At 65.0% G+C, this 19,845-nt stretch carries 19 protein-coding genes and 1 tRNA gene; 6 read left to right on the forward strand and 14 right to left on the reverse strand.

Annotated features, from left to right (window positions below; translation table 11 throughout):
- The first annotated feature begins 203 nt into the window (after nucleotides 1-203).
- Together typA and ACM43_RS23465 are read left to right on the forward strand one after the other, a co-directional pair.
- Complete coding sequence (gene typA / locus ACM43_RS23460) at nucleotides 204-2,030, forward strand: translational GTPase TypA (RefSeq protein WP_036002847.1); 1,827 nt, start codon at nucleotides 204-206, stop codon at nucleotides 2,028-2,030.
- Between the two features lie 101 nt (nucleotides 2,031-2,131).
- Entirely contained in the window at nucleotides 2,132-3,376 is a 1,245-nt protein-coding gene (locus ACM43_RS23465) for a flavin monoamine oxidase family protein (protein ID WP_271543130.1), read from the forward strand.
- A 23-nt stretch (nucleotides 3,377-3,399) separates the two neighbouring features.
- Here the strand turns inward: ACM43_RS23465 and ACM43_RS23470 are convergent, their stop codons facing one another.
- The 4 genes from ACM43_RS23470 to ACM43_RS23485 are packed head-to-tail and all read right to left on the reverse strand — an operon-like array spanning nucleotide 3,400 to nucleotide 6,559.
- Entirely contained in the window at nucleotides 3,400-3,807 is a 408-nt protein-coding gene (locus tag ACM43_RS23470; RefSeq protein WP_271543132.1) for a thiol-disulfide oxidoreductase DCC family protein, read from the reverse strand.
- A gap of 60 nt (nucleotides 3,808-3,867) precedes the next feature.
- Entirely contained in the window at nucleotides 3,868-5,187 is a 1,320-nt protein-coding gene (locus ACM43_RS23475) for an SDR family oxidoreductase (protein WP_271543134.1), read from the reverse strand.
- Between the two features lie 8 nt (nucleotides 5,188-5,195).
- Nucleotides 5,196-5,663, reverse strand: a complete 468-nt coding sequence (locus ACM43_RS23480) for a DUF2269 family protein (RefSeq protein WP_271543136.1) — start codon at nucleotides 5,661-5,663, stop codon at nucleotides 5,196-5,198.
- Entirely contained in the window at nucleotides 5,660-6,559 is a 900-nt protein-coding gene (locus ACM43_RS23485) for an alpha/beta hydrolase family protein (RefSeq protein ID WP_271543138.1), read from the reverse strand. The genes ACM43_RS23480 and ACM43_RS23485 overlap by 4 nt, the downstream gene beginning before the upstream one ends.
- A gap of 267 nt (nucleotides 6,560-6,826) precedes the next feature.
- On the opposite strand from ACM43_RS23485, the gene ACM43_RS23490 reads away from it, so the two are divergent.
- Nucleotides 6,827-7,336 (forward strand): GNAT family N-acetyltransferase, encoded by a 510-nt coding sequence (locus tag ACM43_RS23490; protein ID WP_024338772.1) that lies wholly within the window; start codon nucleotides 6,827-6,829, stop codon nucleotides 7,334-7,336.
- A 179-nt stretch (nucleotides 7,337-7,515) separates the two neighbouring features.
- A complete protein-coding gene (ppa, locus tag ACM43_RS23495) occupies nucleotides 7,516-8,055 on the forward strand; it encodes an inorganic diphosphatase (RefSeq protein ID WP_271543140.1) in 540 nt (179 codons plus the stop codon).
- A gap of 113 nt (nucleotides 8,056-8,168) precedes the next feature.
- Here ppa and folD read toward each other — a convergent pair whose 3' ends face one another.
- Genes folD through ACM43_RS23510 form a run of 3 tightly spaced genes read right to left on the reverse strand, consistent with a single transcriptional unit; the run spans nucleotide 8,169 to nucleotide 9,735 of the window.
- Nucleotides 8,169-9,053, reverse strand: a complete 885-nt coding sequence (gene folD, locus ACM43_RS23500; protein WP_271543142.1) for a bifunctional methylenetetrahydrofolate dehydrogenase/methenyltetrahydrofolate cyclohydrolase FolD — start codon at nucleotides 9,051-9,053, stop codon at nucleotides 8,169-8,171.
- Between the two features lie 10 nt (nucleotides 9,054-9,063).
- Nucleotides 9,064-9,429, reverse strand: a complete 366-nt coding sequence (locus ACM43_RS23505) for a DUF167 domain-containing protein (protein WP_271543143.1) — start codon at nucleotides 9,427-9,429, stop codon at nucleotides 9,064-9,066.
- A gap of 15 nt (nucleotides 9,430-9,444) precedes the next feature.
- Nucleotides 9,445-9,735, reverse strand: coding sequence for a YggT family protein (locus ACM43_RS23510; RefSeq protein ID WP_036002872.1), 291 nt, complete (start codon nucleotides 9,733-9,735; stop codon nucleotides 9,445-9,447).
- Between the two features lie 204 nt (nucleotides 9,736-9,939).
- Here ACM43_RS23510 and ACM43_RS23515 point away from each other — a divergent pair.
- Nucleotides 9,940-10,015 (forward strand) — tRNA-Ala (locus tag ACM43_RS23515).
- Nucleotides 10,016-10,122: 107 nt separating this feature from the next.
- Here ACM43_RS23515 and ACM43_RS23520 read toward each other — a convergent pair.
- From ACM43_RS23520 to ACM43_RS23550, 7 genes are all read right to left on the reverse strand, one after another.
- Nucleotides 10,123-10,935, reverse strand: a complete 813-nt coding sequence (locus ACM43_RS23520) for an enoyl-CoA hydratase (protein WP_271543147.1) — start codon at nucleotides 10,933-10,935, stop codon at nucleotides 10,123-10,125.
- A gap of 98 nt (nucleotides 10,936-11,033) precedes the next feature.
- The gene (locus ACM43_RS23525) at nucleotides 11,034-11,828 is read right to left on the reverse strand and encodes a glutamine amidotransferase (RefSeq protein WP_271543149.1); all 795 of its coding nucleotides are present in this window, start codon (nucleotides 11,826-11,828) and stop codon (nucleotides 11,034-11,036) included.
- Nucleotides 11,829-11,957: 129 nt separating this feature from the next.
- Nucleotides 11,958-12,737, reverse strand: a complete 780-nt coding sequence (locus ACM43_RS23530; RefSeq protein WP_271543151.1) for an SDR family NAD(P)-dependent oxidoreductase — start codon at nucleotides 12,735-12,737, stop codon at nucleotides 11,958-11,960.
- A 187-nt stretch (nucleotides 12,738-12,924) separates the two neighbouring features.
- Complete coding sequence (locus ACM43_RS23535) at nucleotides 12,925-13,446, reverse strand: tellurite resistance TerB family protein (RefSeq protein ID WP_271543153.1); 522 nt, start codon at nucleotides 13,444-13,446, stop codon at nucleotides 12,925-12,927.
- A 298-nt stretch (nucleotides 13,447-13,744) separates the two neighbouring features.
- Nucleotides 13,745-15,154, reverse strand: coding sequence for an adenylate/guanylate cyclase domain-containing protein (locus ACM43_RS23540; protein WP_036038810.1), 1,410 nt, complete (start codon nucleotides 15,152-15,154; stop codon nucleotides 13,745-13,747).
- Between the two features lie 50 nt (nucleotides 15,155-15,204).
- Complete coding sequence (locus tag ACM43_RS23545) at nucleotides 15,205-16,575, reverse strand: cytochrome P450 (RefSeq protein ID WP_271543157.1); 1,371 nt, start codon at nucleotides 16,573-16,575, stop codon at nucleotides 15,205-15,207.
- Nucleotides 16,576-16,610: 35 nt separating this feature from the next.
- Entirely contained in the window at nucleotides 16,611-17,984 is a 1,374-nt protein-coding gene (locus ACM43_RS23550) for a hydrolase (protein ID WP_271543159.1), read from the reverse strand.
- A 136-nt stretch (nucleotides 17,985-18,120) separates the two neighbouring features.
- On the opposite strand from ACM43_RS23550, the gene ACM43_RS23555 reads away from it, so the two are divergent.
- On the forward strand, nucleotides 18,121-19,809 hold the full coding sequence (locus ACM43_RS23555; protein ID WP_271543161.1) for an MFS transporter: 1,689 nt from the start codon (nucleotides 18,121-18,123) through the stop codon (nucleotides 19,807-19,809).
- Nucleotides 19,810-19,845 lie beyond the last annotated feature (36 nt).

Here is a 19,845-nt window from a genome sequence, read left to right on the forward strand (position 1 = left end):
ACGGCCAAAGAACACATTGTTTTTTGGCCGTTTTTGCATATATTGCGCCGCAACGCGCAGGGCGCCCGGTCGATATGGCCGGGCTTCCTTTTTGGGCGGAAAGCGCCCCGTTTCCAGTCTTCCAGCGTTGTTTCGAGAAGAGGTCCCGGTCCGACCGGCGAGATCGCGCTTAACCCATTGTTCGACCGCAAAGAAGCTCACTCATGAATCTTCGTAACGTCGCCATCATCGCCCACGTCGACCACGGCAAGACGACCCTGGTCGACAAACTCCTGCAGCAATCCGGCACGTTCCGCGAGAACCAGAAGGTGACCGATCGCGCCATGGACTCCAACGATCTGGAGCGCGAGCGCGGCATCACCATCCTGGCCAAGGCGGCCTCGGTGCAGTGGAAGGACACTCGCGTCAACATCGTCGACACCCCCGGCCACGCCGATTTCGGCGGCGAGGTCGAGCGCATCCTGAACATGGTGGACGGCGCCCTGGTGCTGGTCGACGCCGCCGAAGGCCCGCTGCCGCAGACCAAGTTCGTCGTCTCCAAGGCGCTCAAGGTCGGCCTCAAGCCGATCGTGGTCATCAACAAGGTCGACCGCCCCGACGCGCGTCCGACCGAAGTCATCAACGAGGTGTTCGACCTGTTCGCGGCGCTCGATGCCAGCGAGGAGCAGCTCGATTTCCCGATCCTCTACGGGTCGGCCAAGCAGGGCTGGATGGCGGATAGCCCCGAAGGTCCGCAGGACAAGGGCATGGAGCCGCTGTTCGACCTGATCCTGCGCCACGTCGCCCCGCCGAAGGTCGAGGAAGGTCCGTTCCGCATGATCGGCACCATCCTCGAAGCCAACCCCTATCTCGGCCGCATCATCACCGGCCGCATCTCTTCCGGCACGCTGAAGCCGAACCAGCAGGTCAAGGTGCTGAACGCCGACGGCAAGCTGGTCGAGTCCGGGCGCATCACCAAGATCCTGGCGTTCCGCGGACTCGAGCGCACCCCGCTCGATGAAGCTGAAGCCGGCGACATCGTCGCCATCGCGGGCCTCACCAAGGGCACCGTCGCCGACACCTTCTGCGATCCGACCGTCGAGGTGCCGCTGCCGGCGCAGCCGATCGATCCGCCGACCGTGTCGATGTCGTTCATCGTCAACAACTCCCCGCTCGCCGGCACCGAAGGCGACAAGGTGACGAGCCGCATGATCCGCGACCGTCTCCTGCGCGAAGCCGAGGGCAACGTCGCGCTGCGCGTCGTCGAATCCGCCGACAAGGACGCAATGGAAGTGTCCGGCCGCGGAGAACTCCAGCTCGCGATCCTGATCGAGACCATGCGCCGCGAAGGCTTCGAGCTCTCGGTGTCGCGTCCGCGCGTCGTCTACCAGAAGGACGAAGCGACCGGCGCCACCATGGAGCCGATCGAGGAGGTCGTGATCGACGTCGACGAGGAGCATTCCGGCGTCGTCGTGCAGAAGATGAGCGAGCGCAAGTCCGAGCTGATCGAGATGAAGCCCTCGGGCGGCAATCGCCAGCGCCTGGTGTTCTACGCGCCGACCCGCGGCCTGATCGGCTACCAGGGCGAATTGCTCACCGACACCCGCGGCACCGCGATCATGAACCGCCTGTTCCACGGCTATGCCCCTTACAAGGGCGAGATCCAGGGCCGCCGCAACGGCGTCTTGATCTCCAACGACCAGGGCGAAGCGGTGGCTTACGCCATGTTCAAGCTGGAAGACCGCGGCCCGATGATGATCGAGCCGGGCTGGAAGGTCTATCGCGGCATGATCGTCGGCGAGCACACCCGCGACAACGATCTCGAGATCAACGTGCTCAAGGGCAAGCAGCTCACCAACATCCGCACCACCTCGAAGGACGAGGCGGTGCGCCTGACCCCGCCGATCCGCATGACGCTGGAAAAGGCGCTCGCCTATATCGAGGACGACGAGCTCGTCGAGGTCACCCCGAAGTCGATCCGCCTGCGCAAGAAGCACCTCGACCCGAACGAGCGCAAGCGCGCGGAAAAGGCCAAGGAAGCGGTGGCGTGACTGAGCGAATGGGGAATGGCGAGTAGCTAATAGGGGCGTTTGGCCAGAAGCGGCGTTTCTTATACTCTATTCGCCATTCGCCACTCACTATTCGCTTCTCCATGTCCCTCCCCTCCTCCGTCGACGTTGCGATCATCGGCGCCGGTGCTGCCGGCCTCGGCGCAGCCCATGCGCTGACGGACACCGGCCTCTCCGTGATCGTGCTGGAGGCCCGTGACCGGCTCGGCGGCCGGGCTTGGACGGTGCAGGCCTCACCCGAGGTGACGTTCGACGTCGGCTGCGGCTGGCTGCATTCGGCCGACAAGAACTGCTTCGTGCCGATCGCGCGACAGCTCGGCTTCGAGCTCAACAAGGACCTGCCGCCCTGGCGCGAGCGGGCCTACGGCAATGCCTTTCCGGAAAGCGAGCGCGACGATTTCATGCGCGCGATGGACGCGTTCTATGAGCGTCTGTGGGAAGCAGCGCAAACAGGTAAGGACGAGCCCGCGAGCTCGCATTTGGAGCCGGGCAATCGCTGGAATCCGATGATCGACGCGATCTCGACCTATATCAACGGCTGCGAGCTGAAGGATATGTCGACGCTGGACTGGGACGCCTATGAGGACACCAACTTCAACTGGCGCGTCCGCCGCGGTTATGGCGCGCTGATTGCGGCCTATGGTGCACCCTGCCCGGTGGCGCTGAACTGCAACGTCGCGCTGATCGATCATTCGGACAAGCGCATCCGCATCGAGACGTCGCGGGGCACGCTGACCGCGGACAAGGTGATCGTCACCGTGCCGACCAATCTCATTGCGGAGGAAGCCATCCGCTTCTCGCCCCCGCTCCCCGCAAAGGTGAGCGCAGCGGCCGGCCTGCCGCTCGGTGTCGATGACAAGGTGACGCTGGCGCTTGAGGACGCCGAGACCTTCCCGATAGAGGGGAACCTGCGCGGCGCCACCATGCGCACGGAGATGGGCACCTATCACATCCGCCCGTTCGGCCAGCCCTGCATCGAGGGCTTTTTCGGCGGCAGCTTTGCCCGCGAGCTCGAGGATGCCGGCGCCGGCGCCATCGCCGCCCAAGCCATCAACGAGATCGCGGGTTTTCTCGGCAACGACATCAGGCGCAAGCTGAAGCCGCTGTACGAATCGCGCTGGGCCCGCGATCCGTTCGCGCGGGGGTCGTATTCGCATGCGCTGCCCGGGCACGCGAGGGATCGCGCAGTGCTGGCCGCGCCGGTCGATGGGCGACTGTTTTTTGCGGGAGAGGCGACGTCGCCGAATTTCTTCACGACCGCCCATGGCGCGCGGGATAGCGGAGAACGGGCGGCGGGGGAAGCGCTGGCGGCTCTGGGCAAGCCATAACCCGCAAGCTCCGTCAGTGCGAGCTACTCGATCACCCGCGCCCGCAAATCGGCATCCGGCACGAAGCAGGCGTCATACCTCCCAAAAATGCGATAGCGGTTGCGCGCGACGAGGCTGTAGACCGCGTCCCGCAGCGGCTTCGGCACGGCGAACAGCCCACGCACCCAGCCCCAGCCTGGGAGCTGCGACAGCACCGTCAGCGCAGCATCCGACTTCATGAACACCTCGCCGCCGTGGACAACCGCGTTGGTGTCGGGATCATCGGGGTCGATGCCGAACGTGTGCGCGAGCCGGGCGCCATAATCCGACTGGATCGGCGTGAACCGAAACTGCCTCGCCGTGTCGCGCTTGGCGACGAAGCGGACCCAGCGTGAGCAGAAGATGCAGACGCCGTCGAACAGAATGACGTCGTCGTTAGGCCATTTGGGCATCAGACTCTCTTTTTGACGCGTTTTCTTCACGCGAACCGAAATCCACTTAGCTCGAAAACGCTATCGGTTATCCAGCATCAGAAGCGCGACGACCATCAGCACGATCGCCGGCCCGGTCTTCACCAGCGCGCCAAGCGGCTCGATCCAGAGGTCGGGCGTGAGAATCGCTGCGCCAACCATATAGCCGAGCGAAGCGAAAATACCCGCGACCAAGCCGATCGCAGCCGTCCGGCGGAAGGCGATCAATACACCGATGCTCATGTCCATCAGGCTGGTGCCGATGGTGATGGGATCGACCAACGCGGGCGGAAAGTCGTGCGCGGTCAAGATGCCGGCGGCGGCACCGTAGGACACGAACAAGGCGATAAAGCCCGAGACGACCCAGAACGCGACCAGGCTTGCGAAAATCAGCGCCTTGACCAGGAACAGACGCGCGAACCATTTGTCCTGGATGCTGGCAGGGTGGCGTCCGATTAATTCAGCCAGCCTCCTCGGCGCGATGCCCGTCGCGGCGATCCACGCTGTCGGATCGCCAGTCACGCCGCGACGGAGCTCGGCAATGGCGGTGGAGCGCATCGGTGGCATCCAGCCAAGATAGCTGGCGACATCGCCGAGTTTCGCGCCGAGATCAAGCAGGAAGCGCGGCATCGCGTTGCGTGGCCAACCGGCCGTGCCGAACGCATGGCGAAACGGCTTGATGACGCCGGCCATGGTGACCGGTTCGGCCTGCATCAGGTCCCAGCTCACCGCCCTCAACGAGGCATCGTCAATGTCGCGCGCGGCGAGCCAGGCGATGGTCGCCGTAATATCCTCGATCGCCACGGGCTGAAATGGCGTTGCCATGTCCTTGGCCGGCAAATCGATCGGAAAGGCTGCAAGCGCGCGGAGCAGGGCGCTGCCGCCATAGGCTGACGGTGCGACCACGAAGCCGGGCCGCAGGATGGCATGGGGAATGCTGCTAGCCCCGATCAGGCGCTCGGCCTCGCGTTTGGTCGTAGCGAAGGCGGTGCGGTCCGCCTCCGCGGAGCCGGGGATCGAGATATGCACCAACCGGATTGCGCGGCCGCTGCCGCCGATCGCCTGAAGCAGTCGCGCGACGAAATCGCGATGCACCGCGCTCGTGTTGCTGCCGGGACCATCCTGGAGCACGCCGAGACAGTTCACGACGACGTCTACCGCGTGCTCGCTGAGGAGACGCGTCAGCGCGGCCGTGTCGAGGATGAGGATCGGCAGCTCGATGTCCAGCGCGCTCATCCTCTGCGCCGGCGACAGGCTCCGCGCCACGCCGACGACGCGAAAGCCCCGCGTGCGCAAATCATCGGTGACGAAGCGGCCGATCAGGCCAGAGGCGCCGAGTACGAGAATGGTGCGCTGGTTCATCACGTCTCTCAAAACGGTTTTGCGATCATCAGCCACAGGATCAGCACGGTTGCCCCAAAACCGGGGAAGCCGAACGCGAACCAGCGGCGGAACAGTACGAAATAGCGCTGTGGGAGCGCACTGCGCTGCGCAGCAGCCTTGCGCGCGAGGTCGCGCATTTCGATCTGCATGAACACGACTGGCACCCAGAACAAGCCGGCAATCGCGTAGAGCGCGAGTGAGGCCAGCAGCCAGCCCTCCGTGATCGAGGTCGCCGACAGCATCATCAGCACGCCGCCGCTGACCGGCTGGAGGATCACGGCCGACAGCGTGAAGATCGCATCCGCGATGACCACGACCGAAGCGGTGCGGGCGATGAACTCCGGCTGCTGCGTGCGATGCGCCATCAGCATGAAGAAGGCGATGCCGGTCCCGGTGCCGAGAATGACGATGGCGCCGAGGACGTGAACAAATTTGAACAGGAAATACAGCGTCATGGCTTCTTGGTCGCCACAGGCTTGGGCGGGTTCAGCGCCCGCGCGAGCTCGCCGCTGGCGGCTTTGACGCCGGCTTCGGTTTCGATCATCCAATGGCCTTCGCTGCCGACGGCCGGCAGCGGGCGAAACTCGGCCTTGCCGCTCGTGCCGCGAAACGCATCGACGAGTTTCTGCGAGAATGCTGGCGCGAAATAGCTGTCATTGGGCGCAACAAGCCAAGTGACGGGAATGCGCGCGGTCTTGCCGAATTCCGCTGCGGCGGCGAGCAGGGTGTGCGGCGCGCAGATTCGGTTCGGCTCATCATTGGCATGGCCGCCGCGTCCCGGTGCAAACACGGTGATGGCGGAGATCACCTTCGGATCGGCACCGGCGAGCGCCAGCGCACCCCATCCGCCGGCGGAATGTCCGATCACGATCGCGCCATCCTTGCGGATGAAGTCCTGCTTTTGCAGATGGACCAGCGCCAGCTTGATTGCGTCGGCCGTTGCGCGGCCCGAGCGCGCGTAGTCGGCCTCGTCGCAGCCGCCCTGATCCTCGAGGTAGCGGCCGCCGGTAGCACCATGGCCGGGCCGCTCCGGCACCAGCACCGCAAAGCCGCGCGCGACGAGATAGGCGGCGAGCGGGCGGTATTCCGGCTGCGGCATTTGCGCCCGACGCAGCGTGTTCTGCGTTGAGGCGTGTGCGATCACCGCGAGCCGGAACGGACCTGGGCCCGAGGGGCGAAACAGCAGGGCATGCGCAGCAAGATCGGTATCCGGCGTTGGCACGCGCCATGCCTGCCGACGAAACGGCTCGCCCTCTTCTCCGGTTGGACCGAACCCGACCTGCGCGCACAGAGGCGACGCAGTCAGCAAGGCCAGCAGAGGCAGGAGCGCGATGGTGTTGAGGAGCCGCATGAATTGCCGAGGGCGAACAAGAACAGCGACAGCCACACTAGTAGGAACGAATCAGCATGGGCGGACTTTCTGCGGTGCCCATCGCCGTTCCTTCGTTGCCGCAACAGGAGTTTTGCACCGAGGCACGGCCCGCCGGTGCCCTCAGCATTGGGCCCTGTCCTTTTTCGGCACAACATGGCCAAAATACTGATGCAGAAAGTCCACAGGTTAACCGATAATTAACGATAGGTCTTGCCGCCGGCGCGGCGACTTGGTTTGATCGCGTCCATGAGCACAACCCTGATCGAGGTCCGGCCGGCCAAAGCTGCAGATGCAACTGCGGTGGCGTCGACCCATGACGAAGCGTGGCGTTCGGCCTATCAGGGCATCATTCCCGGCGCCGAGCTGGAGAAGCTGATCAACCGCCGCGGTCCGCAATGGTGGGACAGCGCGATCCGCAAGGGCAGCCGTGTCAGCGTGCTGGTGTTCGGTGACAAGATCGCGGGCTATGCCAATTACGGCCGCAACCGAGCCCGCAGCCTGCATTTCGACGGCGAGATCTACGAGCTTTATCTGCGGCCCGAATTTCAGGGCCTCGGCTTCGGCCGCCGCCTGTTTGCCGCCGCCCGCCGCGACCTGATGCAGAGCGGCCTGAAGAGCATGGTGGTGTGGGCGCTCTCGGACAACGACCCCGCTACCGAGTTCTATCGCGCCCTGGGGGGCCGCATGGTGGCGCGCTCGTCGGAGCGTTTCGGACCGAAGGCGCTCGACAAGGTTGCCTTCGCTTGGACCAATTGAGCTGCTGAAACTCTAGCCGGGCAGCGTTCCCATCCGTCGATACCGCAGGCCGCTTGCGCCGGTGATCGCCGGATTCATTATTTCACAAAAACGCGATGGATCAGCGGGCCAAGCCCGCGTATGACAGCGCCAAAATCGCTGCCGGGCGCGATTTATCCTCGGCAACAACGGAGCCTTGAATGCGTATCGATGCGGTCTCGATTGGAAAGAACGTCCCCCACGACGTCAATGTCATCATCGAGGTCCCCGTGGGCGGCGAACCGATCAAGTACGAGATGGACAAGGAGGCAGGCACGCTGGTGGTCGACCGCTTCCTCTACACGCCGATGCGTTACCCCGGTAATTACGGCTTCATCCCGCACACGCTGTCGGATGACGGCGATCCCTGCGACGTCCTGATCATCAACACCCGCGCCATCATCCCCGGCGCCGTCATGAGCGTGCGCCCGGTCGGGGTGCTGTTCATGGAGGACGAAGCCGGCGGCGACGAGAAGATCCTGGCGGTGCCGTCGTCCAAGCTGACGCAGCGCTACGACAAGGTGAAGTCGTATTCCGATTTGCCTGACATCACGCTGCAGCAGATCCAGCACTTCTTCGAGCACTACAAGGATCTCGAAAAGGGCAAGTGGGTGAAGATCCTGCGCTGGGGCGGCCCGGAGGAAGCGCACCAGCTGATCCAAGAAGGCATCGAGCGCGAGAAGAAGAAGAAGAAGGGCTGAGCTTCCGTGCCCCGGACGCAGCGCCCCGTGAAACGATGCGCTGCTGAGCCGGGGCCCAGCACAGTGGCGCGATGGGTCCGGCTCGGCGTCGCGTCCGGGACAGGAGAGCTTTCTTACACCGCCGGCTTCGTCAGGCCGGCGATCGCGCAGGCCGCGCGGAGCGTGTTCACCAACAGGCACGCCACCGTCATCTGGCCGACACCGCCCGGCACCGGCGTGATCGCGCCGGCAACGGCAAGCGCTTCCTGATAGGCGACGTCGCCGACGAGGCGCGTCTTGCCGTCCTCCTTCGGGATGCGGTTGATGCCGACATCGATCACGGTCGCACCCGGCTTCAGCCAGTCGCCGCGCACCATCTCTGGCCGGCCCACCGCCGCATAGACAAGATCCGCTTTCTTCACGAGGCCAGGCAGGTCGCGCGAGCGCGAATGCGCGACCGTCACCGTGGCGTTCTCGTTCAGCAGCAATTGCACGAGCGGGCGGCCGACCAGGTTGGAGCGGCCGATGACGATGGCGTTCATGCCTTCGAGCGAGGCGTGCACGCTTTTGGTCAGGATGATGCAGCCGAGCGGCGTGCAGGGCGACAGCGCCTCGAAGCCGCCGGCGAGCCGGCCGGCATTGTTCGGATGCAGTCCGTCGACGTCCTTGGCGGGATCGATGGCATTGATGACCGCTTCGGTGTTCAACCCCTTCGGCAACGGCAATTGCACGAGAATGCCGTGCACGGCGGGATCGCGGTTGAGCTTTGCCACCAGCGCCAGCAGGTCTGCCTGCGAGACGTCGGCCGGCAGCTTGTGCTCGAACGAGGCCATGCCCGCGGCCTGGGTCTGGGTGTGTTTTGAGCGGACATAGACTTCGCTGGCGGGGTCGTTGCCGACCAGGACCACCGCAAGGCCCGGCACCAGATTGTGCTCGCGCTTGACGCGGGCGACCTCGCTGGCGACGCGGCCACGGAGTTCCGCCGCAATGACTTTTCCATCGATGATATCAGCGGTCATATCCGTTCTCTCAATCTGTCGATTTGGCCGATGTGAGCTGGCGCAGGGTTTCGCCGAGACGCGCCGGATCGCCGTCGACCGCGATCTGCTTCAACCGCGACGTGGCTCCGGATAGCAGCTTTACATTGCTCTTGGGCACGCCGAGCGATTTCGCCAGCAGCGCCAGAACGGCCTTGTTGGCCTCGCCGCCATCGGCAATGGCGCGCACCCGCACCTTGACCACGCTGCGGCCATCCGAAAGCTGCTCGATCCCGTCGATGTCGTCGCGGCCGCCGCGCGGAGTCACCCGCAGCGCGATGCTGATTCCTGCGGCCGAGTAGCGCCAAGGGTCCTTAGGGCAAGGCTCCTGACAACAAGGCTCCTTGTTGGCAACCAAGGCGCTCCCGCCCGCTTAGACCACGTTCGGATAGATGTAGTACAGGATCACCCGCTCGATGAACATGATGATCAGGATCAGGATGATCGGCGAGATGTCGAGACCGCCGAGGCTGGGCAGGAAATTGCGAATCGGCGCCAGCAGAGGCTCGGTGATCCGATAGAGGAACTCCGCCACCGCCGACACGAACTGGTTACGCGTGTTCACGACGTTGAAGGCGATCAGCCAGGACAGGATCGCGGAGGCGATCAGCAGCCAGACGTAGAGGTCGAGCACGATGATGACGATGTCGAGAACGGCACGCATGGCTTATGAGGCCTCTGGCTTTTGAAAACTCTGGCTCGGTCGGGATTGACGCCCCGTTTGCTAGATATCGGTTCCGTCAGGCCCAAACAAGGGAAGTCGGCACCCTGAGAGCTAAAACCGGGTTACGCCCGTCCTTGACTTGACCTTGGCGGGGACTTAAATGGCGCCCGGTTGTCGGCCGCGTTCACCAGAGCGGCCAGCAAAGGGGCCATAGCTCAGCTGGGAGAGCGCGTCGTTCGCAATGACGAGGTCGGCGGTTCGATCCCGCCTGGCTCCACCAGCCTTCGCTGGCTTCGCCAGCTTCGGCTCGGCAAGCCTTTTCGTAGCGAAGGCTGCCGCGGCGTAGCCCGAAGGGCGAAGCCGGGCTCTCTCGGAATCTCTCCTCCCCTACCTCCCTGTAAACCGCGGCGGCCGCTTCTCCATGAAGCTCGCCACGCCCTCCCGGAAATCACTCCCGTTCAGCGCCACCATCATCTCGCGGTTGGCCTCGATCGTCGCCTCGGCCAGCGTCTGGAACGGCACCTCGTAGAGCTGGCGCTTGATCACGGCCATCGCACTCGGCGAAACGAAATCGGCGAGATCGCGCGCATAGGCATAGGTCTCCTCGCGCAGCTTCTCCGGCGACCAGAGCCGGTTCACCAAGCCCATCCGCAGTGCCTCCTCGCTCGACACGCGCCGCGCCGAGAGCAACAGATCCAGCGCATTGGCGTGGCCGACGATGCGCGGCAGCATCCAGCTGATGCCGTGCTCGGCGATCAGGCCGCGCCGCGCGAAGGCCGTGGTGAACACGGTATTGTCGGCAGCAAAGCGCAGGTCGCAATAGAGTGCATGCACCAGTCCAATGCCAGCCGTCGCGCCGTTGAGCATGGCGATCACAGGCTTCTTGATCGAAGGATAATAGCCGTACCGCGTCTGCCAGTCCGGCCGGCGATTCATATCGAACGGCGGCAGGTTCGAGGCACGCCTGACGTCGTCGGGATCGAGGCCCTTCAGCGCATCCATGTCGGCGCCGGCGCAGAAGGCGCGGCCCGCGCCGGTGAGGACGATGACGCGGACATTGTCGTCGGTGCTCGATGCCTCCATAGCGTGGCGCACGTCGCGCTCCATGACCGGCGTCCATGCATTCATGCGATCGGGGCGGTTGAGCGTGATGGTCGCGATCTTGTCGCTCACCTCATAGAGAATGTGTTCGTAGGCCATGACGCTCTCCCTTGTTTGCCGGCACGCGTTGGCACGCGCTCGTTAGAAGCGAGCCTAGCATACCCAGGGATGGGAGAAGGACTTGCGCGAAGCCGCGATCACTCGGCGGCTTGCGCCAGCATCGGCCGGCGCTCCAGCCAGCCGTCGAGGAAATGATCGAGCCAGGCGCGTTCGGCGACATCGTAGACGGCGCGATCCGCGAAATGATGATGCCGCTGCCGTGCACCGGGCGCGCTGAAGCCGTCGTAACCGCGCGTGGTCCAGCGGCACATCATCGCATAGGTCACATCGGGGTGGAACTGCACGCCGAAAGCATTGCCCGTGCGGAATGCCTGCACCGGGAAATCATCGCCTTCGGCGAGCAAGTCGGCGCCTTCAGGCAGCTCAAAGCCCTCGCGATGCCAGTGATAGACCTGCGCCGGCCAGTGCGGGCAGAGCGCGCGGCCCGCGAGGGTCGGCCTGATCGGGTAGTACCCGATCTGCGTCAGCGCCTGCGCATGCGGCGCGACACGGGCCCCGAGCTGCATCGCCAGCATCTGCGCCCCCAAGCAGATGCCGAGCAACGGGCGCTGCTCGCGGAGCGGAATTTCGATCCAGTCGATCTCGCGGCGAATGTAGTCGTCGGAATCATTGGCGCTCATCGGCCCGCCGAAGATCACGGCACCGGCGTGCTGATCGAGCGTCTCGGGCAGGGGATCGCCGAAGCGGGGACGGCGGATGTCGAGGCGATGGCCGAGTGCGCGCAGCGCATTGCCGACGCGCCCGGGTGTCGAACATTCCTGATGCAGGACGATCAGCACCGGCAGCCGGGTTTCAGCGGCGGCGACGCTCGCCGCCCTCTGTGGGAAGGCGACCACCTCTGCGCCACCAAACCTGTCCGTCCGGAACGACATGGCCTCTGCGAGTGCTATCGGTTCAGACCGCCAGCATAGCTAAGCGATGGTTAACATCGTGTGAGTTTGCGCACACACGCGCACGTCTGGAAGCAAGCTCCGGGCCACTACGGACGTGGGCGGCGGCGTTCAGCGCCGCTGCCGCTGGAACCGGCTAGTGGCGGCCAGGATGAAGCCGCGCGGGAAGAAGCGCAGCGCGAACGGCACAATCTTGTTGCCGAGGCCGGGCAGCACTGCCCGTTTGTTGGCCATCAGAGCGCGATACGCCTCCTGCGCAACCTCGGCAGCTGAGACGTTGAGAAAGGCCGTGTCATGTTGCGAGCCGACGCCGGCGCGGGCCTGGAATTCCGTGGGGACCGGGCCCGGACAAAGCACGGTGACGCGGACGCCGCGGGGCGCAAGCTCCGCCCGCAATGCTTCGGTAAAGGAGATCACATAGGCCTTGGACGCGTAGTAGACGGCCATGCCGGGGCCGGGCAGGAAGCCTGCGACCGAGCCGACATTGAGAAGACCGCCCTTGTTTCGGATGAGCTGATCGGCGAAGCGCAGCGACAGATCCGTCAGGGCCCGGACATTGACATCGACGATGCCGAGCTGCTCGGCGCGATCGCGCTCGATCGCATCGCCGAACACGCCGAAGCCGGCATTGTTGACGAGATGATCGAGCTCGACGCCTTCGGCGGCAAGTGCCGCGGCGATCCTCTCACCGGCATGCGGGTCCTCGAGATCGCAGGCGATCACGATCGGCTTCTTGCCACCCTTGGCGGCGATCTCGTTCGCGAGCGCTTCGAGCCGATCCACCCGTCTCGCCGTCAATGCGAGGCGATGTCCATTGGCGGCAAACACACGCGCCAGCTCCATCCCGATGCCCGCCGAGGCACCGGTGATCAACGTTACCCGCTCAGTCACGATCGAAGTCTCTTGAATTGAACTCTGTGGCCCCGGCAATACCAGAACGAGAGCATAAGCCGTGCGTGGCAGGCAAGCGGCGGCGGCAGCATGGCTGCTTGTGAGAGCGACAGGGGAAGCAGGAAAGCCCGGTATTTGCAGTCGAATCCGCAAAGCGGGGGACCGCCGGGCTTATATTAAAGTTTCGTCATGTGGCTCGCAGGCCAGGCAATCCGCCGGGGACAGGTCCGACGGCGCGATCCTTGACCTGGCCACCAGCACGCTCCGCAACAGCGTGCTTCAGCTCGATCCGGTCGCGCTGGGCGATGCCGAGCAGGTCGGACGCGCGCCAGACCACATTGTCCTCGAACTCGCTGACCTCTCCGTCGGCATAGACCAGTTCCCACATCATCTGCACGATTCGCTTGCGACCCGCTTCATCGAGCGAGCGCATGATGACGCTGGTGAAGTGATAGAGGTCGACGGCCTCGCCTTCGACCTGGGTCGCGTCGGCGATGAGACGGTCGGCGGTGCCGCGGTCGAGCCCGAAATGGTTTTCGATCAGGCTGTGCAGCTTGCGCTGCTCGGCCGCGCTGGGCTGGCCGTCCAGCGAGACCACATGGACCAGCAGCGCGGTCGCGGCCAGCCGGTAATCGCTGTCGCCAAATGCGCGGTCCTGGGCTTGGGGACCGACAATGTCGGCGATGAATTGGCGCAAGCCGTCGAGCATGGATCCTACCGAGATTGATGACGCCGCAAGGAGCGCGGCCGTTACCAGCATTATATGAGCAGGAAACCCAACCGGCGCAACGTGCGTCAGTTCCGCGCGCGTATTACGTTTCGGCAATCTGGGCGCGCTTTCTGCCGTCATGGCCGGGCTTGACGATGGAGAGTGGGGCGCACGTCCGCTTCCACAACGTCATTGCGAGCGCAGCGAAGCAATCCAGAATCTTTCCGCGGAGGCGGCCCGGATTGCTTCGTCGCAAGGACTCCTCGCAATGACGGAGCAAGCAGTCGCATCCCCCGCCTCACGGTATCTCGTACACCACCATCTTGTCGGCGATGCCACGGAGCGCGGCCTGCTTCTGGATCGGCTTGATCGCGCGCTGCTCGAGCACTTCGGCAACGGCGGGAGCGTCCAGCACCGGACCGGTGATGTGAATCTCCTGTGCGGTCGAGAGGCTCTGCACGCGCGCGGCGATGTTGACGGTCTGGCCGAAATAATCCTGCCGCTCGTTGAGCATGACCGCGAGGCAGGGGCCTTCGTGGATCCCGATCTTGAGAATGAGGTCGTTGGCGCCGCGCTGCTTGTTCAATTCGTCCATCGCCGCGCGCATCCGTAGTCCCGCGGTGATGGCGTGCTCGGGCCTGACGAAGGTCGCCATCACGGCATCGCCGATCGTCTTCACGACCGCACCCTTCTCGGCGGCGATGATCTCCAGCAGCGCGCGAAAATGCGCCCGCACGAGATCGAAGGCATTGAGATCGCCGACCCGCTCATACAGCGCCGTCGAACCCTTCAGGTCGGTGAACAGGAACGTCAGGGACGTGATCTTCAGTCGCTGGTCGACATTGAGGTTGTCGGCCTTGAAGACGTCGCGGAACGTCTGGTTGGACAGCATGCGCTTGGCGGTCAGGATCGGCTTGCGCTTGCCGATCATCTCGTGCAACGCGTGGTCGGCAATCCAGACCGAGGGCAATACGCGACTGTCCGATTGGTTCTCAAGCATGAGACGCAACGGTCCGGGGCGCATCACGGTGGTCCCCGTCGGCGCCTCCAGCTTGTTGAACATGATCGACAGCTGCTGACGCTCGCTGGTCGGCTCACCCTGAACGTCCAGGAAATGGGCGGAATGGGTGACCGGCTCGAACACGATGATGAACTGGCTCGGCAGATTGAGTGAGAGGATCGCCTTCTCGCCGGCGGGCAATTCGAGGGCTTCGAGCGTTACCTGGTTGATCAGGCGGGAAAAGGATTCGTCGTTGATGTCGACGCCTGAGCTCCAGAACATCTGCCGCACATACTCCCAGATCGGCAACGTATCGGGATCATGAGCACCGATGCGGCGGACCCGCGGGCTGACGGTGAAGGCCACCTCGACCATCTCGTCGACGGAGGCCTCATATCCGGCGGCGCAGAGCGCGCAATTGTAGTCGTCGTGCTTCAACGACTTCAGCGTGGCGTGCGCGCCCAGCACGCCTCCGCAGCCGGGACACAGCACGTTCCAGCTCATATCGAACAGGCCGAGCCGCGAGGCGTGCAGGAAGCCGGAAATGACCTTCTCCTGGTCGAGCCCGGTCCGGTCGGCAAAATCCAGCGCATTGATCCGGTTGAGATCGCGATCATGACCGTTGGCGATCAGCTGCGCGATGGCCTCCACCACAACGGGGTCGGCGGTCTGCTTCAGAACGGAGAACTGGGCCTGAATGTCGCTCATGGCGGAACTCTATCTAGGGTGGGTCACGCCAGCGGCCAGACGCGAGCCTGTCACCGACGCGTGATGCGGAACAGGGGTGAATGGTCCGGCTGGGTGGTGACGACGCCGAGCGGGATCACGGGGGTCGCGGGGTCGGCAAGCTCGATTCGGAATGCGCCGATCAGCCGCGCAAGCGCCAGCACGGATTCGGCCTGGGCAAACGGTGCGCCAATGCAGACGCGCGGACCTGCGCCGAACGGCAGATAGGCAAAACGGTCCGGCGCCTCCTTCGACATGAAGCGCTTTGGAATGAAAGCGTTCGGCTGATCCCACAGCTTCTCGTGCCGGTGCAAGAGCCAGGGCGCGATCATGATGATGTCGCCCTTGCTGATCTCGACACCGGCCGCATTGTCCTTATCGCGCGCGGCACGCGCGACCAGGAAGGCCGGCGGATAGAGCCGCATGGTTTCGTCGATCACCGCGCGGGTGAATTTCTGGCGATCGATGTCGGCCATGCTGTCGAGATGCTCGCCGCGGGTCTCGGACGCCACCTCCTCCTGCGTATCAGGATCGAGCGCGAGCAGGTAGAGCGCCCAGAACAGCGCCGTTGCCGTGGTCTCATGACCGGCGAGGATCATGGTCGCGACCTCGTCGACCAGCTGCTCGTCGGAGAAGCCCTGGCCCGTCTCGGGATCGCGTGCCTCGTCCATGAGATCGAACAAATCGCGCGGCGGCGCACCGTCCTTCTTGCCCGCCTTACGCCGCTCGGCGATCAGCATGGCCACGAACTCGGTCCAGCGCTTACGGAAACGGGCGCGGGCGAAATCCATCGGGCTCGGCCAGGACACCGGCAGCACCATGTCGAGGAAATAGGGACGTCCCAACCGCGCGGCATATTCCATGATGAAGTTGCGCAGGGTCGCGCCGTGCTGGTCCATGCCGAACGAGAACATCGTGCGCCCGGCGATCTCGAGCGTCATGCGTTGCATGATCGCGCGCAGGTCGACCGGCTCGCCGGTTTGCGCGTCCAGCTTGGCGATGGTCTCGTCGAGCACCGCCGTCATGTGCGGAACGAGGTTTGCGGTCGCGCGCGGCGTGAAGGCCGGCGCCAGCGTGCGGCGCTGAAACGTCCAGGAATGACCTTCCGCGATCAGAAGGCCGTCGCCGAGCACGGGGCGCAGCATGCGGATGCCGGCCGGGGTGCGCGTGTAGTTCTCGTAATTGCTGAGCAGCACGTGCCGGATCGCGTCCGGCTGGTTCAGGATGAAGCTGTTGCGGAAGATGAAGCGGCCCGGGATGACTTCTTCCTCATAGGCGCGTTGCCCCCAGGTCGCGATCATGTTCTGCCTGATAACCGCGAGCCGGGCGTAGAACGACATATCGTCGGGCGCCCGCGGGGGAGCCGGAGGGATGATGGGCCGACGCACGCTGGCGATATTCATGGCTCTCTCCCGCAAGATGGGACGCAGGTAAATAGCTAGTAAGTCAGCTCGGCGATGGCAATCCGGTTCTCGGACGCAGGCCAGGCGCGTGTCACAATCCGTTCTTCGCCGAATTGGGCCACGATGTTACGTCCAACCTCGCTGGCCGGAAGCCGCAGGGTTGCTGCCGCATCCGTGGGCACGCCCGGCTTGACGTCGGCCGGCTCCTTGCCATCGAGCAGCACCACATCGCGCGGCAGGCCGAAATAGCCGCGCGGGCGCGACATGATCACGACGGCGCCAGCGTCCTTGTCGGCAGGCCCGAGCGGCCGCGCGGGCCGCAGATGCACGACCTCGGACGAGCGCGGGAAGGGCGAGCGGTAAATGTGCGTCGTCGGCGCATCCGGCGAGGTCAGCACGAATTCCAGCGACCAGGCGGGATCGACCTGCGCCGGCCCCCAGCGGCCATCGGAGCCCGTTGTCGAGCTGTACAGCGCACCGCCCTTGCGCTCACCGGTATCGGGATCGACACGGAAGACATCGACGGTTGCACCCGTGACCGGACGATTGGTCGGCACGCCGCCGGGCGTGCCCGTGACGAGGCCGCTCAATCTCACGCTGGTCTCCGGCACGATCGCGATGCGCGCAGGTTCGCGCCCCGCGATGAACTTGTAAATCTCTCGGAACGCGCGCGGGTGGAACGCCACCTCGCGATGGTCGAGGGCGCCGAGCACCATATTGATGGCGCCCTTCAGCTCCGGCCCTTGGGCGGTGACATTGGTCGGCGTGCCGGGCTTGCCGATGAAGCGGCCGTCGCTCTGCGCAAATTTGTCCATGCCATCGCTGCGCAGCGTGAGGAAGGCAACGCCCGGCGTCACCTCGCTCTCGCCTTCGTTCAAGCTGCGCAGGAACGTGCCGCGGCCGTTGAACTCGTTGTTGGGCTGGTCGTCGGTCGCGAACACACCGTGATTGGGCGTACCGCACAGCACGGCATGACTGACATCCCCGGCGCCGCCGTTTCTGATGACATTGCGGATCGCGTAGCCGCCGCGCGAGCTGCCGACCAGAGCCACGCGAGGTGCGCCGGTGCGGCGCTTCAGCTCAGCAATCGCAGCAGCGAGCTCGCGGCGCTGGTCCTCGGTCGAGGAGCGGCCCGCCTGCTCGACTTTGTCGTCGTTGCGCGCCAGGGGATCGGTGAAATTGATCGCCATCATGCGATCCCGTGCAACGCCATTGGACTCCATCCGCCACAAGGTCGTCATCCAGAGCGCGCCGTAATCGCCATTGCCGTGGACGAACAGAATCGGCGGCAGCTCCGTGCCGGGCGCGGCGGCAGGCGCGGTCTGGGCCAGCGCGCCCGTCCGCAAGCTCGCAAGTGCGAAAGGCACGCTCGCAGCCCCTTGCAAGATCGTCCGTCGCGACAGCTTCATCAGTTCCTCCCGGCAAGCCTAGCTCTTTGCACTGCTTATACCGGCCTAAGCACTGGACAGCGAAGGACTTTCGCGGGCATCACTGAATTGGCCGGAATCACCACGACCACTTCTGCCATCCGACATGGAAGGGGATATGACCGAGCAGCCGAACCGCCCGAAAATGGCCGCCGACGGCATCACTGCGCCCCTGCGGTACACCGTGTTCCGGCGGATCTGGCTCGCCAGCCTGCTCTCCAATCTCGGCCTCCTGATCCAGGGCGTGGGTGCGGCCTGGGCGATGACGCAGATGGCGGCCTCGGCAGACAAGGTGGCCCTGGTGCAGACCGCGCTCATGCTGCCGATCATGCTGATCTCGATGCCGGCCGGCGCCATCGCCGACATGTATGACCGTCGCATCGTCAGCGTGATTTCGCTGTCGATCGCGCTGATCGGCGCGAGTGTGCTCACCGTGCTGGCCGGCTTCAACCTGATCACCCCGGAATTGCTGCTCGCCTTCTGCTTCATCGTCGGCAGCGGCAATGCGCTGTTCGGCCCGGCCTGGCAGTCCTCGGTCAGCGAACAAGTGCCACCCGAGGCATTGGCGTCCGCGGTGGCGTTGAACGGCATCAGCTACAACATCGCGCGCAGCTTCGGCCCGGCGGTCGGCGGCGTCATCGTCGCTGCGCTCGGTGCGGTGGCGGCGTTCGCCTGCAACGCGATTCTCTATCTGCCGCTGCTGGTGGTGCTGCTGCTCTGGCGCCGAAACACCGAGGCGTCGCGCCTGCCGCGGGAGAAGCTCAACCGTGCCATGGTTTCGGGCGTGCGTTACATCACCAATTCGCCGCCGATCAAGATCGTGCTGTTGCGCACGCTGGTGATGGGCCTGATCGGCGGCGCCGTGATGGCGCTGATGCCGCTGGTCGCGCGCGACCTGCTGCATGGCGGCGCGCAGATGTATGGCATCATGCTCGGCGCCTTCGGCATGGGCGCCGTGATCGGCGCGCTCAACATTCACGAATTGCGGAAGCGCATGAGCGGCGAGGCTGCGATCCGCGCCTGCACCATCACGATGGCCTTCGCCATGGCCGCCCTCGCCCTGAGCACGGAGCCGGTGCTGACGGCGGCCGCGCTGGTGCTAGGCGGCGCGGTCTGGATGGCGGCGATCGCGCTGTTCAACATCGGCGTGCAGCTCTCGGCGCCGCGCTGGGTCGCGGGCCGCTCGCTCGCGGCGTTCCAGGCCGCGATCGCCGGCGGCATCGCGATTGGCGCCTGGGGCTGGGGCCATCTCACCGACTATGCCGGCGTCGAGATCGCGCTGCTGACGGCAGCCGGCCTGATGCTGATCTCGCCGCTGCTCGGCATCTGGCTTACGATGCCGCGCGTCGGCGCCCGCAACGAGGATGCGGACATGCTGGCCGATCCCGAAGTGAAGCTGTCGCTGACCGGACGCAGCGGGCCCCTCGTGGTCGAGATCGAATATCGCGTCGCGCAAGAGAACGCGCGCGCGTTCCACAACGTGATGCAGGATGTGCAGCTCTCCCGCCAACGCAATGGCGCCTATGGCTGGTCGATCGCGCGCGACATCGCCGACCCCGAGCTGTGGACCGAGCGCTATCACTGCCCGACCTGGCTCGACTATTTGCGTCAGCGCAACCGGGCGACCCAGTCCGAACGCGCGCTGCATCAGCAGGCGATCGATTTCCACATCGGTCCCGAGCCGGTGCGGATCCGCCGCATGCTGGAGCGCCCATTCGGTTCGGTGCGCTGGAAGGACGACACGCCGGACCGCGCCAACAGCGAGGTGCTGCCGGTGGTCGCGACCGCGGCGGGAAGCAGTACGTAGGTCTTTCGTCATTCCGGGGCGCGCGAAGCGCGAGCC

The organism is Bradyrhizobium sp. CCBAU 45321 (genome assembly GCF_028128975.1).
Taxonomy (GTDB): domain Bacteria; phylum Pseudomonadota; class Alphaproteobacteria; order Rhizobiales; family Xanthobacteraceae; genus Bradyrhizobium; species Bradyrhizobium yuanmingense.